Origin of the sequence: Lysinibacillus sphaericus OT4b.31 (assembly GCF_000392615.1) — a bacterium.
Lineage (GTDB): Bacteria > Bacillota > Bacilli > Bacillales_A > Planococcaceae > Lysinibacillus > Lysinibacillus sphaericus_B.
In genome coordinates, this window is record NZ_KB933398.1 from 1785087 (window position 1) to 1810899 (window position 25813).

General features: G+C 38.5%; 32 protein-coding genes and 2 pseudogenes. 21 read left to right on the top strand and 13 right to left on the bottom strand.

Annotation, left to right across the window (positions count from 1 at the left end; translation table 11 throughout):
- Nucleotides 1-27: 27 nt before the first annotated feature.
- A complete protein-coding gene (lexA, locus tag H131_RS08095) occupies nucleotides 28-645 on the bottom strand; it encodes a transcriptional repressor LexA (RefSeq protein ID WP_010858610.1) in 618 nt (205 codons plus the stop codon).
- A gap of 163 nt (nucleotides 646-808) precedes the next feature.
- Between lexA and yneA the strand changes: the two genes are divergently transcribed.
- Nucleotides 809-1123, top strand: coding sequence for a cell division suppressor protein YneA (yneA, locus tag H131_RS08100; protein WP_010858611.1), 315 nt, complete (start codon nucleotides 809-811; stop codon nucleotides 1121-1123).
- Nucleotides 1120-1785: a YneB family resolvase-like protein gene (locus tag H131_RS08105; RefSeq protein WP_010858612.1), complete on the top strand. Its 666-nt coding sequence runs from the start codon at nucleotides 1120-1122 to the stop codon at nucleotides 1783-1785. The genes yneA and H131_RS08105 overlap by 4 nt, the downstream gene beginning before the upstream one ends.
- 27 nt (nucleotides 1786-1812) lie before the next feature.
- Here the strand turns inward: H131_RS08105 and H131_RS08110 are convergent, their stop codons facing one another.
- The gene (locus H131_RS08110) at nucleotides 1813-2322 is read right to left on the bottom strand and encodes a GNAT family N-acetyltransferase (protein WP_010858613.1); all 510 of its coding nucleotides are present in this window, start codon (nucleotides 2320-2322) and stop codon (nucleotides 1813-1815) included.
- A gap of 244 nt (nucleotides 2323-2566) precedes the next feature.
- Here H131_RS08110 and H131_RS08115 point away from each other — a divergent pair, with 244 nt between their 5' ends.
- The 4 genes from H131_RS08115 (at nucleotide 2567) to tkt (ending at nucleotide 7445) form a co-directional block, all read left to right on the top strand.
- Nucleotides 2567-3436, top strand: a complete 870-nt coding sequence (locus tag H131_RS08115) for a GNAT family N-acetyltransferase (RefSeq protein ID WP_010858614.1) — start codon at nucleotides 2567-2569, stop codon at nucleotides 3434-3436.
- A gap of 528 nt (nucleotides 3437-3964) precedes the next feature.
- Entirely contained in the window at nucleotides 3965-4783 is an 819-nt protein-coding gene (locus tag H131_RS08120) for an aminoglycoside adenylyltransferase domain-containing protein (protein ID WP_010858615.1), read from the top strand.
- Between the two features lie 307 nt (nucleotides 4784-5090).
- Nucleotides 5091-5324: a DUF896 domain-containing protein gene (locus tag H131_RS08125; RefSeq protein ID WP_010858616.1), complete on the top strand. Its 234-nt coding sequence runs from the start codon at nucleotides 5091-5093 to the stop codon at nucleotides 5322-5324.
- Nucleotides 5325-5450: 126 nt separating this feature from the next.
- Nucleotides 5451-7445 carry a transketolase gene (tkt, locus tag H131_RS08130; RefSeq protein ID WP_010858617.1) on the top strand — a complete coding sequence of 665 codons (1995 nt, stop codon included), beginning with the start codon at nucleotides 5451-5453 and terminating at the stop codon, nucleotides 7443-7445.
- A 41-nt stretch (nucleotides 7446-7486) separates the two neighbouring features.
- On the opposite strand, the gene H131_RS08135 is transcribed toward tkt, so the two are convergent.
- The gene (locus tag H131_RS08135; protein ID WP_010858618.1) at nucleotides 7487-7834 is read right to left on the bottom strand and encodes a hypothetical protein; all 348 of its coding nucleotides are present in this window, start codon (nucleotides 7832-7834) and stop codon (nucleotides 7487-7489) included.
- 246 nt (nucleotides 7835-8080) lie between these two features.
- Between H131_RS08135 and H131_RS08140 the strand changes: the two genes are divergently transcribed.
- The 3 genes and pseudogenes from H131_RS08140 to H131_RS08145 all read left to right on the top strand — a co-directional run bounded on the left by H131_RS08140 (nucleotide 8081) and on the right by H131_RS08145 (nucleotide 9562).
- Nucleotides 8081-9064, top strand: coding sequence for a serine hydrolase domain-containing protein (locus tag H131_RS08140; protein ID WP_010858619.1), 984 nt, complete (start codon nucleotides 8081-8083; stop codon nucleotides 9062-9064).
- Between the two features lie 33 nt (nucleotides 9065-9097).
- Nucleotides 9098-9229 (top strand): annotated as a pseudogene (locus H131_RS25285) (HAD family hydrolase); the annotation flags it as partial.
- Between the two features lie 99 nt (nucleotides 9230-9328).
- Nucleotides 9329-9562: a hypothetical protein gene (locus H131_RS08145; RefSeq protein ID WP_010858621.1), complete on the top strand. Its 234-nt coding sequence runs from the start codon at nucleotides 9329-9331 to the stop codon at nucleotides 9560-9562.
- 13 nt (nucleotides 9563-9575) lie between these two features.
- Here the strand turns inward: H131_RS08145 and H131_RS08150 are convergent, their stop codons facing one another.
- From H131_RS08150 to H131_RS08170, 5 genes are all read right to left on the bottom strand, one after another.
- Nucleotides 9576-10208, bottom strand: coding sequence for a response regulator transcription factor (locus H131_RS08150; protein ID WP_010858622.1), 633 nt, complete (start codon nucleotides 10206-10208; stop codon nucleotides 9576-9578).
- Nucleotides 10183-11220, bottom strand: a complete 1038-nt coding sequence (locus H131_RS08155; RefSeq protein WP_010858623.1) for a sensor histidine kinase — start codon at nucleotides 11218-11220, stop codon at nucleotides 10183-10185. The genes H131_RS08150 and H131_RS08155 overlap by 26 nt, the downstream gene beginning before the upstream one ends.
- The gene (gene liaF / locus H131_RS08160; RefSeq protein WP_010858624.1) at nucleotides 11217-11897 is read right to left on the bottom strand and encodes a cell wall-active antibiotics response protein LiaF; all 681 of its coding nucleotides are present in this window, start codon (nucleotides 11895-11897) and stop codon (nucleotides 11217-11219) included. Before liaF ends, H131_RS08155 begins: the two co-directional genes overlap by 4 nt.
- A gap of 115 nt (nucleotides 11898-12012) precedes the next feature.
- On the bottom strand, nucleotides 12013-12651 hold the full coding sequence (locus H131_RS08165) for a PspA/IM30 family protein (RefSeq protein ID WP_010858625.1): 639 nt from the start codon (nucleotides 12649-12651) through the stop codon (nucleotides 12013-12015).
- Between the two features lie 15 nt (nucleotides 12652-12666).
- Nucleotides 12667-13020 carry a lmo0954 family membrane protein gene (locus H131_RS08170; RefSeq protein WP_010858626.1) on the bottom strand — a complete coding sequence of 118 codons (354 nt, stop codon included), beginning with the start codon at nucleotides 13018-13020 and terminating at the stop codon, nucleotides 12667-12669.
- Between the two features lie 229 nt (nucleotides 13021-13249).
- Between H131_RS08170 and sirA the strand changes: the two genes are divergently transcribed.
- The 3 genes from sirA to H131_RS08185 all read left to right on the top strand — a co-directional run bounded on the left by sirA (nucleotide 13250) and on the right by H131_RS08185 (nucleotide 14628).
- Complete coding sequence (gene sirA, locus H131_RS08175) at nucleotides 13250-13675, top strand: sporulation inhibitor of replication protein SirA (protein ID WP_010858627.1); 426 nt, start codon at nucleotides 13250-13252, stop codon at nucleotides 13673-13675.
- A 100-nt stretch (nucleotides 13676-13775) separates the two neighbouring features.
- The gene (locus tag H131_RS08180; protein WP_010858628.1) at nucleotides 13776-13994 is read left to right on the top strand and encodes a YneF family protein; all 219 of its coding nucleotides are present in this window, start codon (nucleotides 13776-13778) and stop codon (nucleotides 13992-13994) included.
- Nucleotides 13995-14157: 163 nt separating this feature from the next.
- Nucleotides 14158-14628, top strand: coding sequence for an S-ribosylhomocysteine lyase (locus H131_RS08185; RefSeq protein ID WP_010858629.1), 471 nt, complete (start codon nucleotides 14158-14160; stop codon nucleotides 14626-14628).
- A 90-nt stretch (nucleotides 14629-14718) separates the two neighbouring features.
- On the opposite strand, the gene H131_RS08190 is transcribed toward H131_RS08185, so the two are convergent.
- Nucleotides 14719-15690, bottom strand: a complete 972-nt coding sequence (locus tag H131_RS08190) for an alpha/beta hydrolase (RefSeq protein WP_010858630.1) — start codon at nucleotides 15688-15690, stop codon at nucleotides 14719-14721.
- 272 nt (nucleotides 15691-15962) lie between these two features.
- On the opposite strand from H131_RS08190, the gene H131_RS08195 reads away from it, so the two are divergent.
- Both H131_RS08195 and H131_RS08200 read left to right on the top strand, forming a co-directional pair.
- Nucleotides 15963-17147 (top strand): acetyl-CoA C-acetyltransferase, encoded by a 1185-nt coding sequence (locus H131_RS08195; protein ID WP_010858631.1) that lies wholly within the window; start codon nucleotides 15963-15965, stop codon nucleotides 17145-17147.
- A gap of 137 nt (nucleotides 17148-17284) precedes the next feature.
- On the top strand, nucleotides 17285-17551 hold the full coding sequence (locus H131_RS08200; RefSeq protein ID WP_010858632.1) for a YqkE family protein: 267 nt from the start codon (nucleotides 17285-17287) through the stop codon (nucleotides 17549-17551).
- A gap of 76 nt (nucleotides 17552-17627) precedes the next feature.
- On the opposite strand, the pseudogene H131_RS26085 reads toward H131_RS08200, so the two are convergent.
- Nucleotides 17628-17765, bottom strand: a pseudogene (locus H131_RS26085) (DUF3888 domain-containing protein); the annotation flags it as partial.
- Between the two features lie 475 nt (nucleotides 17766-18240).
- Nucleotides 18241-18441, bottom strand: coding sequence for a hypothetical protein (locus H131_RS08210; protein WP_010858634.1), 201 nt, complete (start codon nucleotides 18439-18441; stop codon nucleotides 18241-18243).
- Nucleotides 18442-18646: 205 nt separating this feature from the next.
- Between H131_RS08210 and H131_RS08215 the strand changes: the two genes are divergently transcribed.
- Both H131_RS08215 and H131_RS08220 read left to right on the top strand, forming a co-directional pair.
- Nucleotides 18647-19174, top strand: a complete 528-nt coding sequence (locus tag H131_RS08215) for a GNAT family N-acetyltransferase (protein ID WP_010858635.1) — start codon at nucleotides 18647-18649, stop codon at nucleotides 19172-19174.
- A 213-nt stretch (nucleotides 19175-19387) separates the two neighbouring features.
- Nucleotides 19388-19891: a GNAT family N-acetyltransferase gene (locus tag H131_RS08220; protein WP_010858636.1), complete on the top strand. Its 504-nt coding sequence runs from the start codon at nucleotides 19388-19390 to the stop codon at nucleotides 19889-19891.
- Between the two features lie 330 nt (nucleotides 19892-20221).
- Here the strand turns inward: H131_RS08220 and H131_RS08225 are convergent, their stop codons facing one another.
- Both H131_RS08225 and H131_RS08230 read right to left on the bottom strand, forming a co-directional pair.
- Nucleotides 20222-20701 carry a VanZ family protein gene (locus H131_RS08225; RefSeq protein ID WP_010858637.1) on the bottom strand — a complete coding sequence of 160 codons (480 nt, stop codon included), beginning with the start codon at nucleotides 20699-20701 and terminating at the stop codon, nucleotides 20222-20224.
- Nucleotides 20698-21597: an aldo/keto reductase gene (locus H131_RS08230; protein ID WP_010858638.1), complete on the bottom strand. Its 900-nt coding sequence runs from the start codon at nucleotides 21595-21597 to the stop codon at nucleotides 20698-20700. The genes H131_RS08225 and H131_RS08230 overlap by 4 nt, the downstream gene beginning before the upstream one ends.
- 76 nt (nucleotides 21598-21673) lie before the next feature.
- Here H131_RS08230 and H131_RS08235 point away from each other — a divergent pair, with 76 nt between their 5' ends.
- The 5 genes from H131_RS08235 to deoB all read left to right on the top strand — a co-directional run bounded on the left by H131_RS08235 (nucleotide 21674) and on the right by deoB (nucleotide 25809).
- Entirely contained in the window at nucleotides 21674-22210 is a 537-nt protein-coding gene (locus H131_RS08235) for an NUDIX domain-containing protein (protein WP_010858639.1), read from the top strand.
- Nucleotides 22211-22284: 74 nt separating this feature from the next.
- Entirely contained in the window at nucleotides 22285-22797 is a 513-nt protein-coding gene (locus H131_RS08240) for a hypothetical protein (RefSeq protein WP_010858640.1), read from the top strand.
- A gap of 124 nt (nucleotides 22798-22921) precedes the next feature.
- Nucleotides 22922-23386, top strand: coding sequence for a ferric iron uptake transcriptional regulator (gene fur / locus H131_RS08245; RefSeq protein ID WP_010858641.1), 465 nt, complete (start codon nucleotides 22922-22924; stop codon nucleotides 23384-23386).
- A gap of 252 nt (nucleotides 23387-23638) precedes the next feature.
- Nucleotides 23639-24541: a site-specific tyrosine recombinase XerD gene (xerD, locus tag H131_RS08250; protein ID WP_010858642.1), complete on the top strand. Its 903-nt coding sequence runs from the start codon at nucleotides 23639-23641 to the stop codon at nucleotides 24539-24541.
- Between the two features lie 86 nt (nucleotides 24542-24627).
- Nucleotides 24628-25809, top strand: a complete 1182-nt coding sequence (deoB, locus tag H131_RS08255) for a phosphopentomutase (protein ID WP_010858643.1) — start codon at nucleotides 24628-24630, stop codon at nucleotides 25807-25809.
- Nucleotides 25810-25813: the final 4 nt, after the last annotated feature.

Here is a 25813-nt window from a genome sequence, read left to right on the forward strand (position 1 = left end):
TTTTGCTGGAGCAATATTGTGAGCGCATTAATGCACGCGGCGGTATAAGCCAACAACTTGTCCTAAAATCGTCACTTGGTCAACAATAATTGGCTCCATTGTTGCATTTTCTGGTTGTAGTCGGAAATGTGTTTTTTCCTTGAAGAAACGTTTAACAGTAGCTTCGTCCTCTTCGGTCATGGCCACGACAATGTCACCATTATCGGCTGTAGCCTTTTGTTTGACGATCACTAAATCTCCGTCAAAAATACCTGCTTCTATCATCGATTCACCCATGATTTCTAACATGAATAGCTGATCTTCGCTTGTGCCATAAGTATCTGGTAACGGGAAATATTCATCGATATTTTCGATTGCTGTAATGGGTGATCCAGCTGTTACTTTCCCTACAAGTGGAACATGAATAACGCTTTGCTTTTGAATGGAATCCTCGGGCTCTAAAATTTCAATAGCACGTGGTTTTGTTGGATCTCGACGGATGAAGCCTTTTTGCTCTAAACGAGCTAAATGTCCATGAACTGTTGAGCTAGAAGCAAGTCCAACTGCTTCACCAATTTCTCGTACAGATGGTGGATAACCTTTTGCGCGCACTTCTTCTTTGATAAATGCTAATATGTCCTCTTGTCTTTTAGAAACTTTTTTCATGATTGCTCACCTCTTTTTATCTTTTGTTATTCTTACTAGACAGTATAGCAGAATGCGAACACTTATGCAAACATAGGTTCGAAAAGTGTTTGACAAAAACGTTCGTTCGTCTTAAAATCAGAACATACATTCCGAACAAACATTCTAAAAAGGGGTTATGATGATGAACTGGATGAAGAAAAATACACATATTTCAATACTAATCGGCGCTTGTTTACTATTTGCAGGATACCTTTTTATAACCGATCCTGGGGATATTACATACACAGAAATTCATATAGAGCATGGCGATAGCTTATGGTCGTTAGCAGAACAATACCGTGGTAAAATGGGAACAGATGACTGGATAAAGATTGTGAAAGTAGAAAATGAATTAAAAAACGTCAATATCGTAGCAGGAAAATCATTAGTCATACCGGTAACAGGGGAGAACACCAGGCACACAAATTCAATTGAAATTGCGAGAAATGAAAAATGATGAATAAAAACCAATCGGCTGTCGTCTATTGCCGAGTGAGTACAGAAAAAGAGACGCAAAGCTCCTCTCTTGAGCGACAAGCGGAAGAATTAGTACACTATGCTCATCAACAAGGCTATGAAGTAAAAGATGTTTTTATAGATAAACATAGCGGTTACGATGTCGAGCGAGAGGGACTGCTTGAAATGCTAGATTTCATAAAAGAACAAGAGATACAAGCATTATTTGTACAAGACGAAACACGCTTAGGACGTGGCAATGCTCGAATGGCGGTGCTGCATTTATTGCAAAAAACAGAAACAGACGTTTATTCCATGCGTGATGCGGGGCCCGTTCAGCTGAATGAAATGGACACAATGCTCCTGGAAATTTTAGCGATTGTAGAGGAGTACCAGCGTAAAGTTCATAATGCGAAGATTCGCCGAGGCATGCGTCGTGCAGTAGAAAATGGCTATCGTCCAGAAAAAAATCTATCCTCTCGCGGCAATCCAAATGGTCAGGAACGCAAAGAAGTGCCTGTAGAAGAAATTGTGCTGCTTCGTAATCGAGGCTTCACCTTTGAGGAGATTGCCACATCACTGAGAGGGCTCGGTTTCGATGTTAGCAAAGCAACTGTGCATCGACGATATCAAGAACATCAAGAAAGATTAGCGGGCAAATAATTTGCACCACTAATCTTTTTTTCGGTTTCATTTCCACTCTTCCGCTAAAACTGCATAATAATATTCATCCCACCAGTCATCTCCGTGTGGTATGCACTGTTTGAAATAACCTTCCTTGCGCATGCCGATTTTCTCCATCACTTTGTATGATGGAATATTCTGAGGCTGGCAGGTAGCTATAATTCTATGTAGTTGCATGTCCTTAAACCCATAGTTCAATAGCGCATGTGCTGCTTCAGAGGCATAGCCTTTATTGTAATATTTGGGGTTAAACACCCAACCAATTTCATAAGTATGTTCACCAAAATATGGATGAAAAACCATATGACCTATCAGGATGTTTTCATCTATCAAAACTACTGGAAAATTTTTCGCATCATCCATGTTCTTACTGACAAAGTTTTTTGCATCTTCCTCACTGAAAACACCTTCGGGAATATATTTCATAACATTCATATCTGAAGTGTACTCATAGACAGCTTGCCAATCATGAGGTTCAAATTCCCGTATTAGTATTCTTTGTGATTTAATAAACATTTACCATACCTCCCAAATTAATTTCAAAATGAGCATGCTTGTTATACTCATAATTAAAACATTACATTATTTACATTTTATTGGTAAGTGTTGTGAAAGTACAGAATTTTCTTGTATTATTACTTGTAAATTCCAAAGTGTGTAGTTAGAATTGGAACAAACGTTCTTTTTAGCATTATTGAAATCTACAAGCAATGATAAGTAGAAATGCTACTATTCACGGGCACTTAGGAGGGAGCAAAGGATGGTTACATACAATAAAAATAACTTAGAGCTAGTAGAATTTAATCGAGATGATATTTTGGGGTTAATTGAATTGTCAGCCTCAGTTGAGTGGGATTATGATGAATTTGAAATTCGCACGGTACTGTCGTCTGGTAAAATATTTGGCCACAAAGATGCAGAAGGTACAATCGTTTCAAGTGCAGCGATCATCAAATATGATACATATTTAGCTTCTATTGGCATGGTGATAGTTCATAAAGAGCACCGGGGATTAGGGTTAGGCAAAGATGCTACACAAAAATGTTTAGACAGTGTTGCTGGAGATTTTGCTACTATGCTCATTGCCACGAAAGAAGGCGCACCCTTATATGAAAAAATGGGTTTTAAAACGGTAGATTATATTAAAAAATATCTTGCTGAAAATTATATAGTTAAAAGTAGATTAACTACCAAGGATATGAATTTTGAAAATTTTAATAAGAGTGATTTTAATGAACTTGTAGCATTAGATGAGGCAGCGTTTGGGGATAAAAGAAGAAATTTTCTTCAAAATAGAGTGAAGCAAGCCAAACAATGTTTAGTCGTTAAAGATCATCATGCAAATATTATTGGATTCGGTATTTCAATTTTAGGGCCTGTTAATTTAATATTAGGCCCAATTGTAGCCCCAGACGCCCAAACCGCAGCCTTAATTCTCAATAATCTGGCCTTGAACCATCAAGGGAAATTGCGAATTGATGTGCCAGCACATAACGACGAATTTATAGCATTGTTGGAGCAAAGTGGATTTAAGGAAGCTAGTAATCCACCTGTTATGATAATTAATTCTATAGAAATGCCACCTAGAAACAAGATGCTATTTGCTATTGCTGCTCAAATTTTTGGGTGAAAAAGAGCATTTTGATTGCTGCTTTAAACTAGAATTGAAAAAAATTCGCATTTTTAAAGCGTAATTTCTTAAGTCTCATTTAACCAGGTGAGGCTTTTTATTATGCTTTTGGTTAAGATTAGTGAACGAAATTGTAATTGATAATTATGGTAAAGGAAATCCTTATTACATATTTACATACGAACGTAGATTCAAGAGTTTCACATTGAATTGTTAGATGAAAATAGGAAACCAACCTATTTAGAAGTGAATGAAGTGAAAGGATGTTGAATGGATTTAAAAAGTGAACTTGTTAACAACAGGGAAGTTCGCTACAAAATGAGGTAAATAGATTTATTTATCAAAAGCGCTCAAAAATGTGTGAGTAACTTTGCCTTATAATCAGTACGTTCGTTTGTATATGCGTTCTGGAAAAACACACTTTATGAGTGGCCTTTTCAATATTTTCTAATTTTGTAGTGGAATTGAATTTCTATTATAATAATTTGGTAATATAAGTATTGATTCTGGGGTGAAAGGAGAATTTTTATGAATGCAAGAGTGCCTATAGTGGTTCAAAATATACTAAATGACTATATAACACGATTTAATAGACAAATTCCTAATACACTAGAAGGGTTGTATTTACACGGTTCAATTGCTCTTAACGCTTATATTGAAGGTTCTAGTGATATTGATTTTATTGCAGTTATAAACAAATCTTTAACAGAATTAGATGTCAAAGTAATATCTAATCTCCATAAAATATTAAATCAAAAATATAAGGATACAGGGATGGATGGATGTTATTTACTAGTTGAGGATGTTGGTAAAAGCCAGTATGAGGTAAAAAATTGTTTATACGTAAATGAAGGTAAAATTAAATGGAGTAATGATGGGATTAATCCGATTACTTGGTGGATTCTAAAAAACAAGGGAATACCAATTTTAGGCCCAGCTCTAGACACATACAACTTCAATGTAGATGAAAGTATTCTTGTTGACTATGTATTAGAAAATATGAATACTTATTGGGCAGAAAGATTGAAAACAATTAGAAAATATAAAACTATATCATTTCTGTTACCAAATAAAATAGTTGATTTAGAAGTAGAGTGGTCAATTACAGGGATGTTAAGGCAACTTTATACACTACAAGAACATGATATTGTTTCAAAAGTGGATGCAAGTAAATATGCTGTAAAACATTTACCTGAAAGATGGCACACTATTATTAAAGAAGCAATCAATATACGAGAAGGTTCAAACATGCGTTACTGTAACTCAAAAAAACAACGGATTGATGAAACGATTCAATGTATGGATTACATACTAAGTAAGTGTAATAACCAAAATCAAAATGGTTAATTATATTATTAAAATGAATAAAAGCAGCGAGCAGTGCCAATAATGGCACTTGCTCGCTTTTGCATGCTGAAAAACGTCTGTTTATTAAAAACTCCAATAAAAAATATTGAAGCAATGCGCCACAATATATTCACATGCTCGCCTTAATTAGATTAGCCCAAAAAAACATGCTTTTAAATGCATAGTCTTGCATTACCTTAATGAATAAAGTATCGCTTAAAAGGTTGATATAACTGCATTTTGAAGCAAATCATGCTATACTTTCCGTACCGTATTCATTAAGATAGGTACTGAAAGGTGTGGAATTATGTTATCAAAAGAAAAAATCAATCGAATTAATGAATTATCAGCAAAAGCTAAAACAGGTAACCTTACTGAAGAAGAAGCAAAAGAACGTACAGCTCTGCGTAAAGAATATTTGGATACGTTTAGATCATCTATGCGTGACACAATTGAAAACGTAAAAATTGTTGATGCAGAGGGCAACGATGTAACGCCTGAGAAGGTAAAACAAGCGAAAAAAAATAAATTTTTAAATTAATGTGACACAATTCTATTAAGTATGTCATAAATCTCAAATAGTATAACAAAACCATTGTTTTCTAAAGCAATGTTGACTAAACTGTAGAAGAACAATATATAGGACGAGAAAGGATGTCACAATATTATGACTCAACATACGGATCAATTAGCCATTAATGCTATCCGAACATTGTCAATCGACGCGATTGAAAAAGCAAATTCAGGTCACCCAGGATTACCGATGGGGGCTGCTCCAATGGCTTATACGCTTTGGACAAAACAACTTCGCCACAATCCAGCAAACCCAAAATGGTATAACCGCGATCGTTTCGTACTTTCTGCAGGTCATGGCTCGATGCTTTTATACAGCCTACTTCACCTTGGTGGCTACGGCTTACCAATGGAAGAAATTCAAAATTTCCGTCAATGGGATTCATTAACACCAGGACATCCAGAATACGGCCATACAGTTGGGGTAGAGGCAACAACAGGTCCTCTAGGTCAAGGTATTGCCATGACAGTTGGTATGGCAATGGCAGAGCGCCATTTAGCGGCTACTTACAACAAGCCAGGTCATGATATCGTCGATCACTATACATTCGCACTTTGCGGCGACGGCGATTTAATGGAAGGTGTTGCAGCTGAATCTATTTCTTTAGCTGGTCACTTACAGCTTGAAAAATTAATCGTGCTATACGATTCAAATGATATTTCATTAGATGGTGATTTAGAGAAATCATTCTCAGAAAACGTTCAAAAACGCTTTGAATCATATGGCTGGAACTACTTAAAAGTAGCAGATGGTACAGATGTAACAGAGATTAACAAAGCTATTGAGGAAGCAAAAAAATCAACGGGCAAGCCAACACTTATTGAAGTAAAAACAGTTATCGGTTTTGGTTCACCAAATAAATCTGGTAAATCAGATTCACACGGTGCACCACTTGGAACGGATGAAGCTGTGTTAACGAAGGCAGCATATGAGTGGGCACACGAGCCATTCAAAATTCCTGCTGAAGTATATGACACATTTAATGCAGCGGCTGTAGAGCAAGGCGCTCAACCTGAAGCTGCTTGGAACGAAAAATTCGAAGCGTATAAAGCTGAATTCCCTGAGTTAGCGACACAATTCGAAAATGCCATGAATGGTCAATTACCAGAAGATTTCGCATCAGAATTACCTGTATATGAAGTAGGCAAATCTGTCGCAACTCGTTCTTCTTCAGGTGATGCAATCAATGCAATTGCCAAGAAAACACCTTCATTCTTCGGTGGTTCAGCGGACCTTGCTGGTTCGAATAAAACGACTATGAAGGGTGCTGGCGACTTCTCAGCAGAAAACTATGCAGGCCGTAATATTTGGTTTGGTGTCCGTGAATTCGCAATGGGCGCAGCTATGAACGGTATGGCGCTACACGGTGGTGTCAATGTCTTTGGAGGTACGTTCTTCGTATTCTCTGATTATGTTCGTCCAGCTGTACGACTTTCGGCGTTAATGGGTCTTCCTGTAACATATGTATTTACACATGATTCTATTGCTGTAGGTGAAGATGGCCCAACACATGAACCAGTCGAACATTTAGCATCATTACGTGCAATGCCAAATCTATCTGTAGTTCGTCCAGCTGATGCGAACGAATCGGCTGTTGCTTGGGAGCTTGCAGTAGCATCTGAAAAAACACCCACTGTGTTAGTATTATCTCGTCAAAACTTACCAGTGCTTAACGCCTCTATCGATACAGTGCGTGAGGGTGTGACAAAAGGTGCTTACACAGTATCGCCAGCTTCTAAAGAAGTCGCAGATGCCATTTTAATTGCATCAGGTTCAGAAGTATCACTTGCAATTGAAGCACAAAAAGCATTAAAAGCTCAAGGTGTGGATGTAGCAGTTGTTTCAATGCCATCTATGGATCGCTTTGAAAAACAAGACGCAGCTTACAAAGAATCAGTCCTGCCAAAAGCAGTAACTAAACGTCTTGCTATTGAAATGGGTGCCTCATTTGGCTGGCACAAATACACTGGCTTTGAGGGTGATGTGCTTGCAATCGACAAGTTCGGCGCATCTGCACCAGGTGAGTTAGTGATGGAGAAATACGGCTTTACAGTAGAAAATGTTGTAGCTAAAGTTAAAGCGCTGTAATTTCTAGCATGAATTTAAAATACCGCACTGCTCAGGATGGGTTAATTCCCAACCGAGCGCTGCGGTATTTTTACGTTTTTTGAAGATTTATACAAGCTCATCAAGACTGTTGCACTTTGTAAAATGACCGTTGCAATAAAACAAAAGAAGTCCTTCGAATTCCCACCAAGACCCAGCTCATCGACAATAATGCCACTAAAGAAAAGTAATAGCCCAGAAATAATGACAGTGAAGCTCGCAAAGAGTACAGAAATCCAAATCGGCACTTTTTTAATCATGACAATAATGAGCATGAAGACCGAGAATAGAACAATGACTTCAAAAATTGGCTCAAGCAAAGTAAATGATTTATCATTAACGAAGTTATCGTACGTAAAACGAGTGTCCAAGTAATCCCCTCCAGTTAACAAATAACAACGATTTTGGAAACTAAAGGTTTCGGAGTTCGATACTATGCTCAGCTAAAATGAAAATGTTTATTTCCAAATTATGTACAATGCTAGTGCGGATATATAGTAAAATCTATATTAGATAATTTTTAAAAGAACTCGAACGCTATCCTCTGATAAACATCAGACTATTTACCAAATCAGCATCTAAAATAATTCTTTTATGTTCGTAAAGGGAGTATGTAAATGACTACACAAATACTTACACAAGTAAAGAAAACTTTTTCAGCATTAGATTGTACGGGTGGCGGAGTTATTATTAATAAACGTGGTCACACTGTACTAGAAGAATACTTTGGTGTGCAAGGACAACAAGATGGGGCGAAAAAGGTAGGGCCACATACCCTTTTCCATCTAGCTTCTGTTCGTAAAACTTATGTTGGGTTTGCTGTTGCGTATGCAATTTATCACAACTTCATTCATTCAATAGATGATAAACTAAGTGATTATTTGGGGGATCAAGAAGTCTTTGAAAGTGTAACAATAAGACATTTACTAACACATACGCATGGTTTACGTTGGCAAAAGGAAAGAATAATGAAGGAATTCAAAGCAGGGTATAATTGGGCATATCGAGATGTTAATGTGGAGTTACTTGCTAAAATTATTTTTAAAACTACTGGAAAAACGATTGCTGAAATTGTGGATGAACACGTGTTTCAGACGTTGTCTTTTACTGAAACAAATTGGTTCGGTAATAAATTCGATAAGCACATAGAAGTGATACATCATGACAGTCCATTTTGGTATGAAAGTGATGTCTGTGACGGCAGTAAAATGAATATGTATAGCTCGTTAAAGGAGTTAGCTAAATGGGGGCAAGTCCATCTTGATAAGGGACAAGTAAACGGAAAGCAAATGATACCTAAAGAGATAATACAGTTATCAACGTCAATTCAATCTCCAAATGTTAAACCAAAGTACTCGCCTACTAACGGTTTTTTTTGGTTTATTCAGCCTCAAGTGATAGAGGGGGTTACAGAGTTAAGTCCAATATTGCCTGAAGGAAGTTTTCAATTACTTGGTTATACGAGTGTGGCGTTATTGGTGATTCCAACAGAGAATATTGTAGCTGTTAGAGGTTTTAATGGCTTTGGTTCACCACAAGGATTTGACTACCTCAAAGATATTCACGAGTTTGGCTCAACCGTCTATCAATCTATTCGGTAAGACAATTATGGATTTTCGTAACTCTATTAACTTATGAAAAAGTATAGCGTTGTTTTATTTGATTTAGACGATACGTTATCTGATCCTAAAATAGGCATAACAAAGTCAGTGCAATGTGCCTTACAAAATCTGGATATTTTTGAAATGGATTTGCATAAGCTTGAACTAAAAAAATATTTACTTAGTTTTATTTAGGACGTTTAAAAGATCCATGGCATTCATGGATCTTTTTTTAGTTTCTAGTAGTCGAAGGGTGAAACTGCGTTGTTTGGGAAAATGCAGATAAATGGAAATGCTGATAGAAATCCAAAATCGCTGATAGAAATCCGAAAACCGCTGATAGAAATCCGAAAACCGCTGATAGAAGTCCAAAAACCGCTGATAGAAGTCCAAAAACCGCTGATAGAAGTCCAAAAATCGCTGATAGAGATCCCAAAACCGCTGATAGAAGTCCAAAAATCGCTGATAACATCACATACTACGCTGAAAGCTTTGTGAAATCGAAAAAAATCTACTTCGCCAAACCATTTTGGAAGGCATAGACAACGGCTTGTGTGCGGTCCTGGACATCCAGTTTAGCGAGTATATTGCTGACATGTGTTTTTACAGTTTTTAAAGCAATGTATAGGTCATCAGCAATCTCCTGGTTAGCTTTGCCTTGTGCCATTAACAGCAATACTTCCATTTCACGGTCCGTTAGCTGCTCATAGAGTGGTTTACTCGTACCGTAACGCATACGGTGCATCATTTTGGAAGTTACTTCTGGTTCCAAAACGGTTTCACCACCGATTGTTTTTCGAATCGCGTCGGCTATTTGCTTGGCGTTTGAGGTTTTCAAAATATAACTAATGGCACCAGCCTCTAGTGCCGGATAGACTTTGTCATCATCTAAAAAGCTTGTCACCATCATAATTTTCGCCTCAGGCCATGCCTCTAGAATTTTAACAGTCGCCTCTGCACCTGTCATAATAGGCATGACATTGTCCATTAGAATAATGTCAGGGCGTAGGGCGAGCGCTCGTTCAACAGCCTCCACACCATTTTCAGCTTCACCAACAACGGTAATATCAGGCTGTGCTGAGAGATAAGCAGACACACCAATTCGTACCATTTCGTGGTCATCCACTATTAATACTTGAATCAACTTCAACAACCTCCTTGTGCAGTGGGACTTTAACCTCCACTATTGTACCTTCTCCAGGTACAGAAACAATTTTGTACGTACAGCCAATTTCAACCGCACGCTCAGCGATATTTTGTAAGCCATAAGAAGTTGATTTATCCGCTTCAACATCAAAGCCGAGACCATTATCCTGAATACGTAAGATGGCTAAATCATCTCGAGCAACGAGTAGTAATTCAACCTCAGTGGCTTTAGAATGGCGCAATGTATTTGATAGAGCTTCCTGCGCAATGCGGAATAAATGATCTTCTTCTGCTTTAGTTAAAGCCATTTCCTCTAGATCATACTCAATATGGAAATATACTTTTTGCTGTAGCTCTATAATTAGTTCCTCTAAGCCCTGTGCGAGGGTTTTATTATGCAGAGCAACAGGTCGTAAGTGTAGCAGTAAGGCACGCATTTCAAGCTGAGCCTGCTGCACGACTTTTTCGACCTGCTTTAGACTTTTAGCATTTTCATCGCTTTCCGTTAAAGCCGAAAGCAACATCGAAGCAGCGAATAATTGCTGGGATACTGAGTCGTGGAGCTCGCGGGCAAGACGTTGACGTTCAGCGATAATACGCTCTTGGATAATTTTATCATTGGCTTCAGCACGTTCATTGGAAAGACGCTGTAGGCTTTTCCGCTGTGTATCGATTAGCTCGCTTGTTTGCACGAGTGCTTTTTTCAGTGGTTTTGGCAGTGCCTGTTTTTTTGGTAGCATAAAATCAGGTTCAACTAATTCCTTCACAAATCGGGTCGCTTGCGCTTCTCTTGCCCTTGCCGTCAAACTAATCCAGCTCGCTATCAGTAGACTAAGTGCAAAAAGACTAAGTAAAATTACGCCGCCTAACGGAATATTATCGTAATTTTGTTGCCATAAAGGTTGCCAAACTTTCTCGTTTGGTTCGCCCCACACTGCAAACAGGAGACCGAATGCAGCACCTATTAAAATAAAGAACAAGGTAAAAACTCTTGAAAGAAAGGCAATCATTTTCGCAACACCTCCAAATCCCCAAGCCATGTAGCCACATGAATAACGAGTGTACGTTTTGCATCCTCAGGGTTTCCGTCAGAGAAAACTACACTTTCATTAAGGAGCCGCTGCGGACCAGCATGCAAGCAAGTTAACTCACCAAACAACGTCGTATAATGTAAACAGAAGGGAATTTCATATGGGACATAAACTTGTACTTTGCCGATACCTTGTCGAATTGTAATTAGATTCGTGCCAGCTGGTAAAATCGTTTGTGTCGTGTCTATTGTAATATCACCTGCAAGTCGTTGGATTTGTACATCCTGCCATTTATAGGCTTCTACAGGTGCAGGCATTGTGCCAAATATATCATTTTTACTTGCGGGAAGCTTTTCAAATTCTAATGTTACGACTTTAGGTTCGTTTTCTTTTTGCAAATAATGATACAGCATGTATAAGAGCAGTAAGACGATAAATAGGCGCAAACTCCACATCGTAAAGAGTGCGATCGCAATAAAGAAAATTCCTGTCCATTTGAAAAATCGTACATTTTTTGAAAAGCTTAAATAAAGAAGTACAGCCCCAATCAATAAACAAAAAGCACCGCCGTTATTAAAAATTGTGAGCTCCACAAAAACGAGTAAAAAGAAGCACAGTACCCAAAATGTGAGTTTATTTGTTGTGAAATTTTGCAAGAGGGTCACCCTTCTTTCTACTTAATAGTATGAGAGAGGGAAATAACATCCCTCTAATACAAAACGTGAAAGAATGCGCCGCTAAATGTGGCGCATTTCTTTCCATTATAACATGTTATTTGTTTTCGATTAGTAGTGGTGAACTAGCATCTGTCGCATTTTTTTCTAATGCTGCAAGGCGTGCTTCAAAAGTAGTCACTTCATGATCTTTATCAATTTGGAATGCCAGCTTATCGATGTATGATTCCAAATCCTCGAAATTGGCTTTATTGTTTTTGGCAAGCATACCATCCATTTGATGATGTGCTCTTGTCACATTTTCTTTGCCCATCAGTTGTAACTGACGAACCTTCATATCTTTAATTTTGTGCTTCATTGTTTCGAATTTACGCTCAAGCTCAAAGTATTCGCGTGTGCTTGCTTCAATGCTCGATTGTAATGTGTTTTTGCGAGCTGTGTATGCTGCTACTTCATCTGTAGCGAATTCAATTAAATCCTGCTCGCCACTTGTATTTGCTAATTGAAGCTGAGTTTCACGTTTTGCTAGTAATTCTGCATTTTCCTTGAATTCCACTTCTAGCTTTTCTTTTAGCTGACCCTGACGCTCTAATAATTTGCCTGTTTGTTCTGTTTGTTTCTCCGCCTCACGAATGTATTGGTTTAACATCGCAATTGGATTTTTTTGTTCCTTCTTATCAAATACTTGATGTAAGTCTGCCTCAATTGTGTATCTAAAACGTTGGAATAAGTTCATGTTAATTCGCTCCTTTTATTTCGTTAAATTTGACCATTCTTTTTCGAAGTTAGTGAATGGGTCTTCCTCTTTTGCCTCAACTGTTGGAATTTTAACATCTTCGCCATTCCATTTTTTATAGATGACATAGATAGTGGCAATAGCTGCTAGACCAATCATTGCTGGAATGTTGGATACTGCTGAGAGAACACCGATAAGCCCAACCGTCGCCCAAATAATTTTAGCGAATGTCGATTTGCTTGCGATGTAGAAGTGCATACCAAGTGCTACCAGTACGCCTGAAAATAATAGACCTGCAAGTGGTCCGATTAAGGCTAGTGCGACACATGCTGCGATAATGCCGCCAGTTAGTAAAAGAAATTTTTTCATATGGATTAGCTCCTTTCGTTTGTACCTTTATACTACCTGTTTGAAAGCTCTCCCAAAACGGACTGGAAATGGATTTTCTTCTAGGTCTAGAGGCTGAGTGAATTCTAAGAAGCCGAAACTAGAAGGTTTTCGACAAAAATAGAAGATGAATGCCTCCTTCTTTTGACAAATTAACGACTTTGAATAGGCTATACTTACGATAAAGAAACTGAGCGAAGGGGGATTTCTGGTGAGAACCTATTCCATATATAAAATAAAAGAAGAGCATTTAACGTTTATTTTCGGTAGAGAACGTAAGTTATTAGAAATGATGCAGGGCTGTGAAGATGCCAATGAGAAATCCTTGAAGGAACTCGCATATATATGTGAAACAATTCACTTCGATGAAATTGCTGCCATGCTAGAGGCGCAGCTAGATTCAAAGTATGCACATTTAGAGAAAACCCGCAATGCCTTATTTTTAGAACACCCGATAAAAGGGAAAATGGCTATTTATTTAGTGGAACGTAAAATCTGCGTCTATTGTGAGGGATCACGTATGTTAGATTTGGATCTATTTCAAATGCTGGCAAAAATGAGTGAGCGCTTTATTGCTTTTAATAAACAAGAGAATGAGTGCGGTTGGTTGAAGCCGATGAAGTACACAATGCACTAGGAAATTTCACGACAATATATAGTAACACGCTACTAATTTGTGTATAATGGAGCGTGGAGAGTTTTTTCTCGGTATATTGTTAGTGGAGGAGGTTGGCAAGATGGCAACTTGGATTTGGATTATTATCGTAATTATCGCTTTAGCAGCAGGGGCAGCGCTTGGTTTCTATTTCGCTCGTCAAGCTATGATGAAATATTTAAAAGAAAACCCACCGATTAACGAACAAATGATTCGTATGATGATGGCGCAAATGGGTCGTACTCCGTCTGAAAAACAAGTACGTCAAATGATGGCACAAATGAATAAAGTCCAAAAATAAATGGGGATTTTTAAGGAGCAACAAGTCCAAGCCGGGCTGGTTGCTTTTTTTTATGAATTTAGTTAAGTTCTGTAGTTATTTTTTGTATAATTCATAAAAATCATATAATTCTATCGGAAAACTCGTTATAATAGAAATAATATAAAAAAAGGAGTTGTTCGTTTTGCAAAAAGAAAAAACAAATGTAGAGAGCTTTGATTTAGATCATACGAAAGTACAGGCACCGTATGTTCGTTTAGCGGGAGTAAAAGCAGGAAAAAATGGCGATGAAGTATACAAATACGATATTCGCTTCAAACAGCCAAACAAGGAACATATGAACATGCCGGCTTTACATTCCTTAGAGCATTTATCGGCGGACATTATCCGAAATTACTCAGATAATATCGTTGATTTTAGTCCAATGGGATGTCAAACAGGCTTCTACGTTTCATTAATAAATCACAATGATTATGAGGATTTGTTAAATATTTTAGAAAAAACATTTACGGATGTTACAAAAGCAACAGCGGTACCTGCTTGTAATGAAGTACAGTGTGGCTGGGCAGCAAGCCATAGTCTTGAAGGTGCACAAGCACTAGCACAAGAATTTTTAGCAAAACGCGATGAATGGCATATCGTTTTTGCCGAATAAAAACAATAAGAGGAGCTGTCTCTAACAATTCTGAGACAGCTCCTTGCTGCATGTAAATCGAATTTACATTGTAATCTAAGAAAGCATCCCTTAAAAATGAAATGGAATGACATTTGAAGACGAAGACTCATGATTAATTTTTTGGTAGATAAAACTTTCTAAAAATTCATGTATCAATTCCTCATATTCAACCATATTTTCATTAAAGGACTGCGCATGTGCCCCCGCATCGAAAAGTTTTAATTTTTTTGGACCCATTTTTTTATTGTATAAGTCCAGTGACATGGCAGCTGGGATAAATGTATCGGGGATACTATGGATAAAGAGCACCGGTTTTTCAATATGAGTTACAGCTTCAGCAGGCGTAATGCTTTTAAACGAATAGCCATCACGAAGGCGTACAAAAAAATCCGCAAATCCAATTGGAATGATTGAGCCATACTTAAATTCCGTTTTGGCAATTTGTTTAAGCAGCATCGAAAAATCTGAAAATGCACAGTCAGAAATGTAAAAATCAGCTCCATCCTCTACGCTTCCTGCATACAGTAACATTGTGGCAGCACCCATTGATTCGCCATGAATACCCAGAATGGCATTTTCCCCAATCATCGCTTTAACGGTTTTGACAACCGCATCAAGGTCATTTTTTTCATAGTAGCCATAGCTCGTAGTTTTACCACCTGACTCCCCATGTCTACGGTGGTCAAAAATAACGGAATTATAGCCAAGCCTTTCAAAAAGGCGTGCATATTTGACGGAGTTAATTTTATTTTCCGTTACACCATGGCTGATGATGATGGTATTATTTGTTTGCAGTGGCTGAAACATAATTCCTCGAATGGAATAGCCATTGGGAGAATCGATATTTAATTCGCATTTGAAATTTTGATTGTACCAAACCTCGTCGAAACGTTTGGCAGATGTTTCACGTTCACGAATAAATTCTGGGTCTTTTTGCTGAATGTACATTAATTTATTGGAAAGCGCAAAACCGAACAGACCTGTTGCTGCAGCGGCAAGCGTCGTTGTAATACCTGAAAATAACAGCATTTTCTTTTTCATCTTCAACACCTCCACGTCCTATTTCATTTGTTGTCTAGACATTCGCGCCACACGAACAAGGTAGGTTGCTCTTAGCTGCGAAAGCATTTTCTTACTTGTAATGTTCCCAACAAAGATTGTTTAAAACACGACAACATTTTACAATAACTTTTAAAAAAGTGCGATTATTTCTGTTATCGAAAATCGTCAAAATATTTGTTAAAATATACATATCTGCTAGTAGCATATGCATGCAGTGTTGATTTTTGAACGGGGAAAAGGGGAGAATGGTTATGACAAACGAGGTAGTAATTGTAAGTGCCGTGCGTACTGCAATTGGTTCATTCCAGGGAACATTAAAGGATGTGCCGGCAACAACTCTTGGTAGCATCGTTATTAAAGAGGCATTAGCACGTGCTGGCGTAGCAGGTGAGCAAGTCGACGAAGTCATTATGGGGAATGTTTTATCGGCTGGGCTTGGACAAAATCCAGCACGTCAAGCAGCAATTGCAGCAGGCCTACCACATGAAGTGTCTGCATTAACAATCAATAAAGTTTGTGGCTCGGGATTGAAGGCTGTCCATTTAGCAGCACAGGCAATTTTAGCAGGTGATGCCGATATCATCGTGGCAGGTGGCTTCGAAAATATGAGCCAAGCACCCTATGTCTTAAAAAACGCACGCGAGGGTTTCCGTATGGGTGATCAGAAAGTGGTTGATACAATGATCCATGATGGCTTATGGTGTGCATTCAATGACTATCACATGGGTATCACAGCAGAAAATTTATGTGACGCTTATGAGATTTCACGCGACGAGCAAGACACTTTTGCTGCGCGCTCGCAGCAACGTGCAGCAGCGGCGATAGCGGCAGGGAAATTCAATGATGAAATCGTAGCTGTTGAAATTCCTCAACGCAAGGGAGAACCTATTATTTTTGATAAAGATGAATTCCCGCGTGCAGGCGTTACAGCCGAAGCATTATCGAAAATACGTCCAGCTTTTAAAAAGGACGGCTCCGTGACAGCAGCAAATGCTTCTGGCATAAATGATGGTGCTGCAGCAGTTGTTGTCATGTCGAAACAAAAAGCGGCAGAGCTTGGTATTGAACCACTGGCACAAATTACAGCGAATGCAAGTTCAGGTGTGGACCCATCGATAATGGGCACAGGCCCTGTAACTGCGGTGAAAAAAGCATTGGCAAAAGCTAATGTATCATTAACAGATGTCGATTTAATCGAAGCAAATGAAGCGTTTGCGGCACAATCAATTGCTGTTGATCGCGAATTAGGCTTCAATCATGATAAACTAAATGTGAACGGGGGAGCAATTGCTCTTGGTCACCCGATTGGTGCGAGTGGTGCACGCATTTTAGTTACGCTACTACATGAGATGGCAAAACGCGATGCTAAAATGGGTCTCGCTACACTATGTATCGGTGGTGGGCAGGGCGTAGCAACAGTTGTACAACGCCCGTAATCGTCATTTAATTTAGTAGTCGTTCATACGTCACTAAATTAAATGAAAAAACCTCTAGCAGATGTCACAGACGCTTACTAAAGCTAATCTGGACGGAATTACGCTAAGGTGTAATAGATATATAGAAGGTGAATAAAATGGGAAAAAAACGAAAACAGCAACAGCGAGTAGACGATAGCTTAACAGCAGGTTTACCAAAGCAGCAGGCAGTTACATTAGCCGATCAGTTAGGTGGTGACGTGCTTGCCAAGTTAAAAGCTGCTAAGCAAGATCTAACAGCGAAAGAGCAGGCAGCAGAGGAAGAACGCCAAGCTAAGCAAGCCTTTGAGCGCAAGCAACGTGAAAAAAATAAATCGTTTGAGGAATTACTAAACGACTACGGTGATAAAGGCTCGAAATTCTAATGAACGCAGTGAATCCACATGTGGGGTTCACTGTTTTTTTATTTCGCTTAAAGTGTGAAACGTGTCCTTAATATGCTTAAAATGATTTCATTTCAATGGTTACTTGATCGACTCCAAAACTATTGTGTGGTCCAAAATAAGTATTTATTTCTAATGTGACTTCATATGCCCCGCCAATACCATATAATTGTTTAATTTTTATTATTTTTGTATCCCAAGCTGCCCATTGTGGTAAATCTGAGAGGTTTTATATAGTTCACCAGTGGCTTCATCAATTGTTGAACGAAGACTGTTTATTAAAGCTAGTTCTAATGTATGACAATAATCTGTACCTGCTTCAGATTTTCCGTTTCAGCGTAAGTATTGGGAAGTGGCATAAAAAAAGATAAGAGCAACAATACAATGTTAATCTTTGCAAAATACCTCACCACCCTAAAGGAAGATGCAATTTATTTAAATTTTTGGCATTTTTTAAAAATTCAATATAGCGAGGGAAAAAACTGCGAAACTTCTTGTGGAACAATGAGCGAGTTAGACCCCGTACAGAGCGTGGTGAAGGAGAAGACTAGACGGTTCATCGGTGGAAAGTGAGTGGCTTTTTCTAGACGAAAGAAATATGACTGTAGATAAACTCGTTTTTGCTAAGAGTTTATCTACAATCTAAGTCGAGCCCTTATCATTTTTGAATACTATTTTCTTTTGTTGGATTGTGGTGGTGTGTCCTGACTAGATAGATCAATTTTATTTTTTACTTTTGCATCCCATTCAGCAGAGAATTCTTCATTTGGGGTATTGTCAGGCTTACTGTCATTACTAGTATTGTTGTATTTGAAAATTTCAGAAGGGTTGTGCTTTTTTTCGCTCATCGTCTTTTTGTTATTTTTATGCATGGATTTTCACCTCCTAGTAGTAATGTGTGCACTATAGATGGTTTTATGCTCAATGGCGTAGCATTTGATCATGACGCGAACAGTATATAAAGCTTTGCAATTAAAATGATTGTTCAGTAATAAAGGTTTTTGGATTTATTTGTAGAATCAGTATCCTTAACTAGTGAAATAATAAACTCTTATAAATTACATAAGGAGAGATGAAATGTTTCCTACATTAGAAACAGAAAGACTACTATTAAGGGAAATTAAAAAAGAAGATGCACAGGGGATTTTTAATTGTTTCTCCAACAATGATGTCACCCAATTTTATGGGCAAGATACATTGGAAAGTGTGGAACAAGCAGAACAGTTCGTTGAATTCTTCTCGAAAATCTATATGGAAAAAAGAGGCATTCGTTGGGGGATAGAAATAAAGGGCAGTACTGGAATCATTGGTACAATCGGCTTTAATTCATGGCTACCTAAACATAAACGTGCCGAAATTGGTTATGAAATACATCCAGATTACTGGAGAAATGGTTATACTACGGAAGCAATAATAAGCGTTTTATCGTATGGTTTTAAAGAACTAGATTTGACGCGCGTTGGTGCTGTTGTATTTATTGAAAATGAGGCATCGAACAAATTATTAACGAAAATTGGCTTTCAACAAGAGGGCATATTGAGGGACTATATGTATCAAAATGGGAAAGCTCATGACACTTATATTTATTCATTATTAAGTAGATAATAGGGTGTAAGTAGCATCTATTTTTCGAAAATATTTACAGGTAAACTTGCGGATGATAAAATGAATTGACTTCTAATAGGAGATTTACAAGGTGTTTCCTACCTCCTGTATGTAAGAAAAAATTACTAGGAGAACTGCCAATAACATATAACTCTTTATAGAATAGTTTTTAGTCTTTGTTACAGACATTTAAATTATGATAGGAGAGCAAAAATGATTGAATTAAGCACAAAAAGACTAAGATTAATCCCATTAAACGCTAACAATCTGAAATTACTAATGGATCATCACAAGGAACTGGCAGTAGAGTTATCATTAAGTAATGAAGAGGTACTTCTTGATGATGAAACTAGACATGCTTTGAAATACAGACTTTCGAAATTATTGGCAGATGAGCACAATTATATATGGCACACGAATTGGTTAATCGTGTCGAAAGATAATAACAGTTCTGTTGGCGGTATCATGATTAAAGGGCTTCCAAATGACAAGGGGGAAGTCATAATTGGTTACTATACCTATCCATCATATCAGGGAAACGGCTATATGACAGAAACGATTGATACGATGAAAAGTTGGTTATTAAGTCAGCCGGATGTCACCTATGTCATTGCGGATACTGAAAAAGACAATATAGCCTCCCACAAGGTGTTAGAAAAAGCCGGAGCAGAATTATTTAAAGAAACGGAAGAATTATATTTTTGGAGATTTTTTTGAAATATGTTGCCGACATGATGGATAACATTACAATTTTGGTCGCAATTAGAATCGCACCTACTAAAACAATGAATCTTTAAAAAGAATTTAAGAATAAGAGCAAATGGGCCAGTCAGAAAAATTCTTTCAAACAATTAACTTACGATATAGACTTTTCGCTTTCGCCCCATAAAACATAGGAGTCTACTCGGATTTTTAGTTTGATATCAAAAAAATAGTATACTAGGAGTATTGAACTGTACTTCTAGTATACTATTTATATTTTAAGACTTTATTATTAAAAGTGAGCAGTGCTTCACACTATCTATGATACATTGCGAGTTGAGCAACTTATCGACGGCGTATCCCCATAAATGCCTTGCGAATTTTTCCCACTAGCACGACCATTCCAACAAAAACAATCGCGCCAGCTGTGTCGACTAATACATCTTGAGCGCTCATCAAGCGACCGGGTGTAAAGCTTTGGCGAAATTCATCCAACAAAGCTATAAGCATTGTGCCAAGGATAGCAACACCCGCAGCATGTCGACGTTTCCCCCATGCGAAATAGAGTCCAAGTGCTATACAGCCAAACCCAACAAAATGTGTAAGCTTGCGGATTAAAAACTCTACAAATTTAAAGTAGCCACGCTCTTCGATAGAAACAACAGTGTCCCAATAGGGGATATGTAGTCGAGACAATTGTTGCTCAAAAGGCTTATTGGCCAAAATTTCCTCTAATTCAGGAACGATAGACTGTTGTTCGTACGTCATGCTGGAGGATATGATAAGTATGACTAAAAATGTAAGTAAGATAAGCCATTTTTTCATCGGTGATCTTGATATTGTTCGGCTTTTGTCAGTTCATTGGCTATTTCAAAATTCAATATACCTATAGATTTTTCATAGGCTGCAAGTGTTTGTGCAAGTTGCTCCTGTGAGCTGGCACCAACCACGGTTGAGGCGATAGCCGATTCTTTCAGATTAAAAGCTAATGCGAGCGCATGTAAATCGTCATAATGTCTTGCTAAACCTGTTAATGTTGTCGATAACTCATCTGTCGTGTAGGAGTTATAGCCATTGTCACCCTGCAAACGTTTTTCCCGAGTATTTGTCAATAAACCTTTTGCAACGGTACCTCGTGTAACGACAGAAGCGCCATTGCTTGCGATAAAATCTAGCCACTCTTCTGGACGACGGTCGAGCGCACTATATTGCATCATGACACTTTTCGCTGAACTTGTTGGTAAAAACCGCTTCAATACATTTGGTCGAATGGAAGAAATGCCGTATTGTCGAATTAGCCCATCCTTTTTTAAGTCTTCAAATGTACTGATAATGCCAGCCCATTCATCCTCTATCGTACCTCCGTGTAGCTGATAGACATCAATATAATCTGTACCTAGCCGTTGTAAGCTTGCATGTAGTGCTTTTTTTATATACGAAGGAGAGGCATCCCAGTGCCAACCTTTCACTCCTTCTGTCCAGCGATTGCCGACCTTTGTCGCTAAAATAATATCCTGTCGGCGTTTTCCTAAAGTTTCTCCGATGATTTCCTCGTTGACGCCCAAATCATATAAATCAGCTGTATCGAAATAGTTGATACCAGCGTCTAGCGCCATGTCGACAATGCCAGCTGCTTGCTCCTTATCTGTCGAAAGAGACATACCCCCTAAGCTAATTTCTGATATGAACAAATCACTCGAGCCGAGTTGTCTTTTTTTCATGTCAATAACCTCCTTCGAATCTTCTCCTTGTAATGGTACAATGAACGTATCTGAAGAACAAGCGAGGTTGGAGCAGATGAAAAAGTTTGAAGAAAAAACGACACAGTCAACCGCTATTTTTGACGGGAAAATTGTGAAACTACAGGTAGATGATGTTATATTACCGAATGGTAACATGGCTAAACGGGAAATTATCAAGCATCCAGGTGCAGTAGCGGTCATTGCCATTACGCATGAAGGCAAGCTTGTGATGGTTGAGCAATATCGTAAAGCACTTGAACGTTCAATTATCGAAATTCCAGCGGGGAAGCTTGAACCAGGTGAGGAGCCGATTGTTACAGCACGTCGAGAATTAGAAGAAGAAACGGGTTATGGTGCAAAGGAATTTACGTTTTTACAAACTTTTGCAACGTCACCAGGCTTTGCGGACGAGGTCATTCATCTTTTTGTAGCGAAGGATTTATACAACATTGAAAACAAAGCAGATTTAGATGAAGATGAGTTTGTCGAATTACTAGAAGTTTCGTTGGAAGAGGCACAAGCGATGGTCGCTGATGAGCGTATATACGACGCCAAGACTGCGTTTGCAGTACTTTGGCTTGCGCTACAATAAGTCAAACAAACTTTAGCATAATAGAAGCGGACGAGCATAAGCTGTACAAACCTTGATAGAAAAGGAGCATGCTTATGTCTCGTACGGTTTCTATATTTTATCACGCATCGATTGTTGCAGTGAGCTTCGTTTGTGGCGTCATCTGCTTTCATATTATTGGTGGGGCGAATGCAGAGCCTTTTATTTTGTTTATAGAACCACGTTTAGCAGATGGGGACAGGCAGTCCATTTTTCGGTTAGTATTGCCTGTTGCTGCTTCCGTTGTCATTGTGCTATTGCTTGCAACACATAGCGTGCTGAAAGTTTTAGTGCGCGTCACGGTCGCTATGCGCGCAACTTTTTTTGGCTTTAGCTCGGTATTTTTACTCCAAAAACTAGAAGCATTTTGGCTTTATACGATTTGGTGGTTCCCATTTCAACTCATCTATTGTATATTGTTGCTAGTCCTTTGCAATTTACTTGTTCCCGCTTGGTCGAAGCGAAAAATCGGGAAAAAGATGAATGGGCGGACAATTTTGTTGAATTTTATTGCTTTTTTCATCATAATAGTTGCTGAGTTTATTGTAATATCGTATGTATTAAAATGATTAATAAATTTGTAAAAGTGTTGCCACAGGTAAAAATATGAAATGACATATTTGAAAACTAATCACTATCTTGTAATAGGATTTACTCCTTTGGTATAATGGAAAGAGTTTAGGGGGGCGTCACATGGAAAGCCGAATTGATCGTATAAAAAAACAGTTGCATAGTGCTAGTTACAAGCTGACGCCGCAGCGAGAAGCAACAGTTGCTGTATTGCTTGAGCATGAAGAGGACCATTTAAGTGCGGAAGATGTTTATCTTTTAGTAAAAGATAAAGCGCCTGAAATTGGTTTAGCTACTGTCTATAGAACGTTAGAGTTACTAACAGAGCTCAAAATTGTCGACAAAATCAACTTTGGCGATGGCGTATCACGCTATGATTTACGTCAAGAGGGAGCTGCGCATTTCCATCATCATCTTGTTTGTATTGAATGTGGTGCTGTTGATGAAATCCAAGAAGACTTACTTGAAGATGTGGAAGCCGTTGTTGAAAAGCGTTGGAACTTTATCATAAAGGACCACAGACTAACTTTCCACGGTATCTGCTGGCGCTGTCATGATAAAATCGACGGAAATGATGAAGAACAATAACGAGAAGCTGTCTGATGAAATCTAGGAATGGATTAAATCAGACAGTTTTTTTGTTTTGTTAAAAATTGAGTCGAATATACTGTCTGTCTTCTCGAATGGTAGAGGAGGCAAGTTTTTTGATAAAGAACGAATCATCAACAGCAACGCGCATAGTTGGGAGTATTAGCGTGACAACACATGGAAGGCGTTTTTAGCACTTTTCTTAGTATGCGTGCTAAAATAGAGAATAATTGACAGTAAGGGGGCGTTGTGATGAATGAATTTCACTATGCAATAGAGGATTATATCCATTTTATCCAAGTTGAGCGGCAATTATCTATTAATACATTAGCATCCTATCGCCGAGATTTAGAGAATTATGTGCGATTCTTACAGGAAGCTGAAGGAATGTCTGATTTCGGTAAAGTGGAACGAACAACTATATTACGCCATTTAGAGCAGCTACGCATGCAAGGTAAGACGAGTCGTACTGTAGCGCGCCATATTTCCTCCATTCGTAGTTTCCATCAATTTCTTCTACGTGAAAAACGTACGGAAAAAGACCCAACTGTGCATTTAGAAATGCCAACTATTGAACAAAAGCTACCGAATATCCTTTCTATCGAAGAAATCGAATCCTTACTGACAGCACCGAATCGTAGTAAGCCTCAGGGTGTTCGCGATGTAGCTATGCTTGAGCTATTATACGGCTCAGGGATGCGTATTAGCGAACTAATTGCGCTTGATTTAGCCGATATCCACCTAACAATGGGGTTTGTCCGTGTGTTTGGCAAGGGAGGTAAGGAACGTATTATACCGCTCGGCAAAAGTGCCCTGACAGCATTAAGTGCTTATTTGGACGGCGCACGAGGTCAATTGCAAGGGAAATACCCAAAAACAGATGCATTTTTTATTAATCAAAGAGGGAAACGTTTAACAAGGCAGGGTTGTTGGAAATTAATGAAGGAGCATGCTCTAAAGGCAGGCATCCAACATGAGTTAACACCGCATACATTGCGACACTCTTTTGCAACACATTTAGTGGAAAATGGGGCGGATTTACGGGCGGTTCAGGAAATGTTGGGACACGCTGATATATCTACAACACAAATTTATACACATATTAGCAAAACACGACTATCCGAGGTATATAAGCAATTCCATCCACGCGCGTAATTATTTTTACCTTAGTCGGATGTCTGACCTTTATTTTTCACTGGTTTTTGGTAAAATAGAGTCGTGAGATTAGGAGGCAATATATGATGAATAATACATTTAAAAAAATCCACGTCGTGGTGATGGACTCAGTCGGTATTGGTGAAGCACCAGACGCTGCAAACTTTGGAGATGTGGGCTCCCATACATTGGGGCATATCGCTGAAAAAATGAATGGGCTTACAATGCCGAACATGGAATCATTCGGTTTAGCAAATATTGAGCCACTACAAGGAATGCAAGCAAGCAATGCCCCGAAAGCGTACTTCGGAAAAATGCAGGAAGCCTCAGTTGGTAAAGATACAATGACTGGACACTGGGAAATCATGGGGTTGAATATTGATAAACCATTTAAAGTGTATCCGGATGGCTTCCCTGCAGAGCTTATTGCGGAGCTAGAAAAGCGTACTGGCCGTAAAGTACTGTGCAATAAACCTGCAAGTGGTACACAGGTTATTGAGGATTTTGGACAGGAGCATATGGAAACAGGAGCATTGATTGTTTATACATCTGCTGACCCTGTACTACAAATTGCTGCACACGAAGAAATAATTCCACTTGAGGAAATATATAAGATTTGTGAAATCGCACGTGAATTAACGTTGCAACCAGAGTATTTAGTTGGACGTGTCATTGCTCGTCCGTTTGTTGGTACACCTGGAAACTTTACACGCACGTCAAATCGTCATGATTATGCATTAAAACCATTCGGTCGTACAACGATGAATGCATTGCAGGATGCCAATCTAGACGTTATTGCCATCGGAAAAATTTCTGATATTTTCAATGGTGAGGGTGTAACAGATGCAATACGTACAAAAAATAATAATGATGGTATGGATAAATTTGCAGAGGTTGCACGTCGTGATTTTCACGGTATAAGCTTCTTAAATTTAGTAGACTTTGATGCAAATTTCGGGCATCGTCGTGATCCACTTGGCTATGGCAACGCTTTACAAGAATTTGACGCACGTCTCCCAGAAATTGTACAGGCAATGACAGAGGACGATTTACTAATAATTACGGCAGACCATGGCAATGATCCAACATTCCCTGGGACAGACCATACACGTGAATTTGTTCCCCTAATTGTTTATTCACCTCGTTTTAAAGGCGGCAATGAGCTTGCTTTACGTGATACTTTCGCAGATATTGCCGCAACTGTCGCTGAAAACTTTGGTGTCGAAGCACCACCATTTGGTAAAAGTTTCTTAAATGATCTGAAATAAGGGG